Source organism: Oleiphilus sp. HI0086 (assembly GCF_001635225.1).
The window spans coordinates 1-3,718 of sequence record NZ_LWFZ01000240.1 but is presented as its reverse complement, the minus strand read 5'-3'; the positions used below and the strand labels follow the sequence as shown (position 1 = coordinate 3,718).

General features: G+C 51.5%; 1 protein-coding gene and 1 pseudogene. Both read right to left on the bottom strand.

The window, feature by feature from the left end; all coding sequences use genetic code 11:
- A pseudogene (locus A3756_RS25805) lies at window positions 1-425 on the bottom strand (transposase zinc-binding domain-containing protein); the annotation flags it as partial.
- A gap of 83 nt (window positions 426-508) precedes the next feature.
- Complete coding sequence (locus tag A3756_RS03160; RefSeq protein ID WP_060994423.1) at window positions 509-3,529, bottom strand: Tn3 family transposase; 3,021 nt, start codon at window positions 3,527-3,529, stop codon at window positions 509-511.
- Window positions 3,530-3,718: the final 189 nt, after the last annotated feature.

Sequence of the window (3,718 nt, the reverse complement as noted above, 5' to 3'; positions counted from 1 at the left end):
ATCCCGTCGAGAAACAGCATGTGGTAGTGTACATTCAGATTCAGCGCGGAGCCAAAGCGTTGGATGAGCGTTACCGATCCACTTTGTGCCGTAGCCTTGGTAAAACCCGCTTTCTTAATCAGATGGGTTGAGAGTATACGGTAAACGATGCTCAAGACCTTGCCCATCAGCTCCGGGTAACGGGCCAGCAAAAAGCGCAACTGGAAAGGAAAACTCAGCACCCATTGGCGAATAGGCTCTGCGGGAAATACTTCATCCACCAAAAGTGCGGCACTCTCCACCATCCGGCGGGCACCGCAGCTGGGGCAGAAACCACGCCGTTTGCAGCTGAAAGCGACCAAACGCTCGTGATGACAGTCTTCACAGCGCACACGCAAAAAGCCATACTCTAGCCGACCACATTGGAGAAAATCCTCGAATTCTCGACTATATGGGGTCCTAGGGATTTTGCCTCCATATATTGCAAAAACCTCTGAAGCCCCCGTCTGCCGTGGCTTGTAGAGGGGTATCAACTTTCATTTCTAGGTCGATAGCCCTCAATCGGTGCCATTAAGTCCTCCAGTTTTGGCAGTTCGCCCGTCGGCGCGAACGTGTATGTACCCCGGAAGTTGATGTTCTCCCAAGCTACCGGTGAGGCCCGCTTGACTGTTTCCTGGTATCTGTCATTGCGCTGTTCCTCGAAGCTGTCCAGCAGGTTACTGAGTACTTTCGAGTTGAAGTAGATGATGGCATTAGCCACCAGTCGGGCACTTTCGTTCCAGATTTGGATCTCCTCATCGCTATTGCCTCGGAACCGGTCGCCGTTGACGTTGCTGATCGCCCGACGCAACTGGTGATAAGCTTCACCCCGGTTCAGCGCTCGCTGCACATGGTTTCTAAGGCTGGCGTCATCGATGTAGTTCAGCAGATACTGGGCCTTCAGTAACCGGTTGTATTCAGTCAGAGCCTCCAGTAACGGGTGGTTGTGCTTGTAGCCGGAGAGTTTACGCACCAACGTAGCTTGGCTGGTTTTCCGCTGGGCTAGAGAGACTGCGATCCGCTGGATGGTGTCCCAGTGGTCTATGATGCGTTTCGTGTTGATCGGCTTGCGCAACGATAGTTTCACGCGCTGATTTTCGTCTTCGGTGATGTTGAACAGCTCATTGATGACCTTGCCAACCCGGGCATATCGGGGGGCGAACCGATAACCGAACAGATCGAGCAAGGCAAAGTTCACATGATTTACCCCATGAGTGTCAGTTGAGAGCATGTCCGGGATAATCTCAGTACTGTTGTTCATCAACAGGTCAAAGATGTAATGGGATTCATGTTCGTTGGCGCCGATAACCCGGGCATTGATGGCCATATGATTGGCATTCAGACTGACCGCCGAGACGCCTTTGCTGGTACCGAAGTATTTTGAGGAATACCGTGTACGGAACGTCTCGCGCTTGGCTTCGAACTTCTGACCATCGGCACTGGCATGCAGACTGTCATCCTGGATGTTGTAGTGCTTGAAGATGCTCAGTCGTGTGGTAGCGTTGTTGATACGGTCATTGGCCGCATTCAGGGTTTCCAGCCGAAGGTAGTTCGCCTGGATAGTGCTGAGCTGATCATAGGTCCGATCGGAGATCTGAGCGATGCCATAGATGCCCTGATTAGTGGCATTGGCGATCAAGATCGCCAACAGGTCCACTTCGTATTGACGGCTTTTCGAGTTCATGCCCAGCACATGCTCGAAGTCGTCAATGAATCCGGTATCCTGATCCACCACGCGCAAGACATCGGCAACGCTGATCGCTCTCATTTGTTGGAAGAACGGATTATTCACCAGGTGTTTCTTACTGGCTGTAGGCAACCGCCAAAGGTGTTTGCCGCCTTTCGGGCGCAGTATCACGTCCCGATTGTCCGAACGTTCCAAGTATTCGCTGACCTCGTGTAACCGAAGGGTCAGCTCATCCGCCATACGCGGGATCAGTCGCGTCGGATCCTTGGAGATTTTCGGTTGCTGCGTACCCTCGACCAAGACCTGCTTCTGGTTTTTCCAGGTCTGTGGCTTCACCAGATCATCCTCTAACGCCCGATATCGAATGACTTCCGGCAGCATTAGCTGGCCGTTTAACCGGTTGGGAATCTGCAGGTACAGGAACCATTCATACCTGGCTTTATCTATACTGCCATCGGGTTTTAGCAATAGTGGTCGTGTGGCTTTCGGCGGTAGACGCTGATCAATGCAGGCATCGCCGAGCATATTGCCGGCGACCAGATCCAACCGAGCTTGGTCTAAGATCCGGGCTAACCGTTGCGTTTTGTCGGTGCCTTCCATGCGCAGACAGCAAAAGAGCGACCGTAACAGGCCGGTTCGCAATGTGGATTCCGTGTCCAGGTGTTGCCAGAACGCTTCCTCCGCTGACTGTTTCTGATTGCTCAGGTATCGGCAGACCGAGTTCAGGTCGTTGGCACTGAGAAACTGGAAAGCCTGTTGCTGTACCGCGTGGAAGGAAGTATTAGGGTCGATGCGGTCATCCACGAACAGGTGCAGGATCTCAGCGGCTTTACTCACGTTGCGGGCTGCCTTTTGCCAGTCTTGATAAACCCGTTCCTGCGCCATCTGATGCGCTCGTTGCTTCACCTGTCGAGTGTGATGGATGAACCCTTCCGCAATGCGCTCCAAGCCCTGCTGGTACCGAGACTGCAGATAGCACAGCAGGTACAAGCATTGGTTAGCAGGCGACTGACGCTTAAGTTTAGCACCGTAATAATCAACCCGTTCGGCATAGTGATGCTGGTTTTTCTGGGACAGAGAAAGCGAGTCGAGTACAGTCGTCACATCCTCCATTAGCGGTTGAATATGGTTATACACCGCCAGCTCTTTCTGCAGCTCGGTACCGGTGAAGTTGCGAGCGCTCCCGCGCAGCTGCTTCAATGTAAAGTGGTCTTCATCGGAAACCAGTGTCTGCAGCATATTCTTTAAGCTTTGGCTGCAAGCGGCATTGATCTGATCATACAATCGTTGCTGATGTTGATTAATCACCTGACTGACGATCTTCTGCAGGGTACTATAGGCAGGAATGGCGATCTTCTGGTGGGCCAGGTACTCGATTGCTGCGTCAAAGAGTGCGCGGGGTGCCACCCAGCTTTCAGCGCAGACCAGCAAATGTTCAACAAGCCGGGGTTGATGTTGCTTATCTTTCCAGCTGTTGACTCCAGCAATTGATAAAACACGCTCATAGATGCGGGATTTTTGGTCCGCTTTCAAACTAAAGCGCCGAAACTTGAGGTCTTTAAAGTGAAATCGCGCAATAAATGCCAAGTCATCCTGCATGGATTTATAACTCGGGTTGAGCAGGATCGGTTTGCATTTGAAGTAGCCCAACAATGCAACGGCAACACAACGGTACTTGCGTTGCCGTATTCTGGATAGCTCCGCAAGTTCTTTATCATTTAGCGCGAAGTAAAACCGCTGATAAGACTCGTTGAAGGAAGGAACGCTGTATAAATCCTCGATTTCCGCGGCAGTGAGAATTGATAGCCGTTTGTCTCTGCTCATTCTTTGACCTAAAGGTCAAAGAAGATAACAAATTTTTGGTGAATTAGAAATTAATAGCCCTCTACAGGCCACGGCAGACGGGAGCTTCAGAGGGTTTTGCGATATATGGAGGCAAAATCCCTAGGACCCCAAGATGGGGGCATTACAGATTATGCTTTTGACTTACCTTTGTTGCCTAAAGATGGTTTT

What these genes read in the sequence shown, in the direction of transcription:
- A3756_RS03160 (WP_060994423.1), bottom strand. Translation starts at nt 3,529, where the DNA reads ATGAGCAGAGACAAACGGCTATCAATTCTCACTGCCGCGGAAATCGAG.